General features: G+C 61.5%; 4 protein-coding genes. All 4 read left to right on the top strand.

Annotation, left to right across the window (positions count from 1 at the left end; translation table 11 throughout):
• Positions 1–345 (top strand): hypothetical protein (locus NW827_RS01930; RefSeq protein WP_414503275.1); only part of this gene is annotated, 345 nt, incomplete at its 5' end.
• 319 nt (positions 346–664) lie between these two features.
• Complete coding sequence (locus NW827_RS01925; protein WP_414403106.1) at positions 665–3,178, top strand: DUF3656 domain-containing U32 family peptidase; 2,514 nt, start codon at positions 665–667, stop codon at positions 3,176–3,178.
• A gap of 51 nt (positions 3,179–3,229) precedes the next feature.
• Positions 3,230–3,943, top strand: coding sequence for a polysaccharide deacetylase family protein (locus NW827_RS01920; protein ID WP_414403105.1), 714 nt, complete (start codon positions 3,230–3,232; stop codon positions 3,941–3,943).
• Positions 3,944–3,974: 31 nt separating this feature from the next.
• On the top strand, positions 3,975–4,727 hold the full coding sequence (locus NW827_RS01915; RefSeq protein WP_414403104.1) for a PspA/IM30 family protein: 753 nt from the start codon (positions 3,975–3,977) through the stop codon (positions 4,725–4,727).
• Positions 4,728–4,815: the final 88 nt, after the last annotated feature.

Here is a 4,815-nt window from a genome sequence, read left to right as displayed (position 1 = left end):
TCTTCCTCCTCTGCCCCCCTTCCGCTGCGCTGGGCGGTGGGGGGAGCCGTCGTCCCGGCCAGCGCAGGGGTTGCCTTCTGGCACTCCATTCCGCCTGAGGGCCAGATCCGCGTCCATACGCAAAGGCTCCTGCAAGCTATCGAAGGGCGGGACTGGGCCCAGGTGGAGAACTTGGTGGCTGAGAGCTACCGCGATGGTTGGGGCTTGGATAAACAGCAGGCCCTGGCCTACAGCCGTGAGATCTTCAGCCAATTTTGGCATCTGCGTCTCCAGCCCCAAGCAATCCAGGTGCAGCCTGAACCAAGGGTCCCCATCCTCAGGGCCAGGCCACCTTCTGATTTGTGATCGAGGAAGCGGGCGGCCCCCTGGCCAACTGGACGCGGGAGCAGCCCTTCCTGTTGCACTGGCGGCGGCATCCCTATCGCTGGGAGCTGACGCGGCTGGAAAACCCAGCCTTGGATCTGCCCCCTCCTTTCCCTCAAAAGCAGCCAGGCCCCCTCGCAGGACCTGCTACTGCCCAAAAGCCAGGGCTAGGGCAGGGAGTTCCTTATAGGCGGAAGGTAGCAGCCACCCAGCTAGGGGAGCAAAGAGCCAGGGGGATCCTTCCTGGGGGTTTTTGATTTTGAATTAGGAAAGGATCCCTTGTTCTGGCAGGTTTTTTCCTATGACACCTGTTGCAAGAGATGGGGGGCCAATCGGTGGCCGCGGAGACCGGTCTTTGCCAACTCGGCTGCCCCTACTGCTGGCACCGGCAGGGGATTGGGAGTGTGCCAAGGCGGCTGTGGAAAACGGCGCCGATGCCATCTATTTTGGACTGGAACGGTTCAACGCCCGCCTGCGCGCCCGTAACTTCACGGAGGCGGATTTACCGGAGCTGATGGCCTGGCTGCACCAGCGCGGGGTACGGGGCTATGTAACCTTGAATACTTTGGTCTTCCCAGAGGAGCTGGAGGAGGCGGAACGGTACATCCGCGCCATGACGGCAGCAGGGGTAGACGCCGTCATTGTGCAGGATGTTGGCATTGCGCGGCTGGTTCGGCATCTTTCTCCTGATCTCCCCCTCCACGCCTCGACGCAGATGACCATTACCAGTGGGGTGGGAGCTGAGTTTGCCGCCGAGCTGGGCTGTGAGGTGGTGGTGCTGGCGCGGGAGTGTTCCCTCAAGGAAATAGCCAAGATCCGCGCTCATCTGGAGGAGAAGGGATCCCCCATTGCTTTGGAGGTCTTCGTGCATGGGTCTTTGTGCGTGGCCTATTCGGGGCAATGTCTAACCAGCGAGGCCCTGGGGAGACGCTCGGCCAACCGCGGGGAGTGTGCCCAGGCTTGCCGCCTGCCCTATGAGTTGGTAGTGGACGGGATCCGGCGTGATCTCGGGGAGAAGCGGTATCTGCTTAGCCCCCAGGATCTGGCGGGGTTGGAGGTGCTGCCGGAGCTGGTCAAGCTAGGGATCCACTGCCTGAAAATTGAGGGCCGCCTGAAATCGCCGGAATATGTAGCCAATGTAACGCGCATCTATCGGCGGGCCTTAGACGCCTTGGGGGCAGGGCAGGCGTGGCAGCCCTCAGCTCAGGAGTGGTATGAGCTGGAGATGAGCTTTTCCCGCGGGCTGTATACCGGCTGGCTGCGGGGTATTAACAACCAAGAGCTGGTGCATGCCCGTTTTGGCAAAAAGCGGGGAGTTTATCTAGGACAGGTGGTGAGGATCCAAGGGGAGCAGGTGGGGGTGCGCCTAGAGGCCCCCCTCAAGGTAGGGGATGGTGTGGTGTTTGACCAGGGGGAGCCGGAGCTGCCGGAGCAGGGGGGGCGAGTCTACCGTGTGCAAGAGCAGCAGGGGTTGGCCTGGCTTAGCTTTGCTCCGGGGGCAATTGACTGCAAACGCCTACGGGTGGGGGATCGCCTCTGGAAAACCAGTGACCCAGAGCTGGAGAAACGCCTGCGCCAGAGCTACGCCGGGGATCAGCCCCGCTTCCGACGCCCCGTTCACCTGGAAGTCCACGGCCAGGCCGGCCTGCCCCTGACGCTGATTTTGCGCGACGAAGAGGGCCACGTGGTGCAGGTGGACTCCCCCGTGCCCTTGCAGCCTGCCTATCGGCAGCCCCTCACCGACGAGAAGCTGCAGCAGCAACTGGGCCGGCTGGGGGGCACGCCCTTTCGCCTGGGATCCCTGCACAATGCCCTGAAGGGGAAAGTGATGCTGCCGGTGAGCGTCCTCAACCAAATGCGGCGCCAAGCCGTGGAGCAGCTGCAGGCGCTGCGAGCTCGACCCCGCCGCTGGCACCTGAACCCTAACGCCCGCTGGCAGGACCTGCTGCCCCCCCCAGAGCAAGCCGAGCCGGGATCGCCCCAGCTTGTGGTGCTGGTGCGGGAGCCGGAGCAGTTGCTGGCAGTGATTGCCTGCGGCATCCGCCAGATCTACCTAGAGTTGGAGGATCCCCGCCGCTACCGGGAAGTTATCCGCGCTACCAAAGCTGCCCACCCCGAGGTGGAGCTGTGGGTGGCCCCGCCCCGCATTACCAAGCCGGGAGAAAGCTGGATCCTCAAACAGGTGTTGGCAGCAGGAGCCGATGGCTATCTGGTGCGCAACTACGACCACCTGCGCTTTTTTGCCAACCAGCGCTGCATCGGCGATTTTTCCTTGAACGTGGCTAACCCCATCACCGCCCACTATTTCAAAAGCCGCTACCCCTTGGAGCGCCTGACGGCCTCCTATGACCTCAACCACGAGCAACTGGGATCCCTGCTGCAAGCTGGCCCCGCCCACTGGTACGAGGTTACCATCCACCAGCACATGCCCCTGTTTCACATGGAGCACTGCGTCTTCTGCGCCTTTTTGTCGAGCGGCACGGATTACACCAATTGTGGCCGCCCCTGCGAAAAACACGAGGTAAAGCTAAGGGACAGGGCTAATGTTGAGCACATTTTGAAAGCTGACGCTGGCTGCCGCAACACCCTCTACAATGGCAAAGCCCAAACTGGGGCCGAATATGTGCAAAAACTGCTGGATCTGGGGCTGCGCTATCTGCGCATCGAGTTCCTCCAGGAGTCTCCTGCGGAGATCCAACAAACTCTGCGTTGTTACCAGCAACTCCTTCAGGGCCAGATGAGTGGCTCTCAACTGTGGCGCCAGCTGAAGCTCCACAGCCAGCTAGGGGTAACACGCGGTTCTCTGGAAAGTTGACAAGGGACGGCGCGGCCAAGCGCAACCCAAAAAGTGACGGGATCCCGGCCCATGCTCTTTTCGCCGCCGCAGATGCTCCCCCCCGCCCTCTACCCCCTCCTGCACCGGAGCCTGAAGACTCTTTTCCCGGAGGCTCTCTGGGAGCTGCCCCCGCATCCTAAGAAGCAGCAGGTGGCCCTTACCTTTGACGACGGCCCCCACCCGCAGCACACGCCAGCTCTGTTGCAGGTTTTACAGGAGTTTCAGGTGCCGGCCACCTTCTTTGTGTTGGGGGAACGGGTGCAGCGCTGGCCTCACCTGGTGCGGCAAATTCGCCAACAGGGTCATGGCATTGGTCTGCACGGCTGGCAGCACCGCTCCTTTACCCAGCTCAGCCGCAGCGAATTGCATAGCAGCTTGCGGCGCAGCCAAGCCGCCCTGGTGGCTGCCTGCGGTGGGATCCCAGAAGAATATCGGGCTGTGCGCCCCCCTAACGGCCTGTTTTGGCCGCAGACACTGGTGGAGCTGCATCGCTGGGGATTTTTTCCAGTGATGTGGACCGTGGTGCCCGAAGATTGGCTAGAGCCGCCGGTTGCAGTGGTGGTGGAGCGAGTGCTGGCCCAAGTGCGGCCTGGCTCTCTGATTGTGCTCCACGACGGCGTCCAGGGGGGATCCCAGGTGGCCGAGGTCGTGTGCTGCTTAATTCCAGCTCTGCGGGAGCGAGGGTTAGACTTTGTCCGTCTGCCCTACACCGGTATCTTCCCAGTTCCAGAAGAAATTGAATAAAGTGAAGTCAGCTATTGGCAAGGGGCAAGCTATGGGCGTGCGCAAGCTTATCTACGGCATTTTTGGTCAGCGGGCCGGTAGCCTCATCGTCGGCACGTGGAACTGGCTGTGGGGGCTCCCAGTGGAAAAAGGCGGTGCAGAGGCAGTGGCGGTGGCCGAAGAATCGCTGCGAACCATGCAGGAGACCGTGCAGCGGCTTACTGAAGCCGTCGCCACCCAGGTAGCTGCCTACCAGCGGGCCGAGCAAAAGTACATGCAAAAGGTGCGGGAGTACCAAGCGCTGGAGAACAAGGCTCGCCTGGCCATGCAGCGGGGAGATCAGGAGGCCGCTCGCCTAGCTATGGCCCAAGCCCTGCGCATTGAGGCGGCTCTTGGCCCGCTCAAAGAACAAGTGGAAACTGCTGAGCGCTATGTCAAGGCTGCCAAGGAAAAGCTGGCCCGAGAAAAAGAGCGGCTGGCTATCTACAAGAGCGAGCTGAGCAACCTCAAGGACATCTACGAGGTGAACAAAGCTATTGAGCAGATGAGCCGCGTTAACAACGCCTACAGCATCGACTCGGCTAAGTCCCAATTTGAGGCGGCCAAAAACGCCATCCAAGCACGCCAGCTCAAGGCTCAAGCCCTCAGCGAGCTCTCCGAGGATCGCAGCGAGCAACTTGCCGCCCAACTTGACGAAATGGCCCTCGAGGACGAGATCTCCCGCCGCCTAGCCCTGCTCACTGGCCAAGGGAGCAGCTCCGCCAATCTCCCCTTGCCGGATTTGGACTTTGAAAAGCAGCCTTGATCCCCTGCCTAGATGCAGTCTGTCTCCCGTTGAAGAAAGACTGAGGTTACGTGGCATTGCCTACTCGTGGGTAAAATCGGCCTCTACC

Source organism: Synechococcus sp. H70.1 (assembly GCF_047502705.1).
Classification (GTDB): Bacteria; Cyanobacteriota; Cyanobacteriia; order Thermostichales; family Thermostichaceae; genus Thermostichus.
This window is presented reverse-complemented; position numbering and strand designations above follow the sequence as displayed.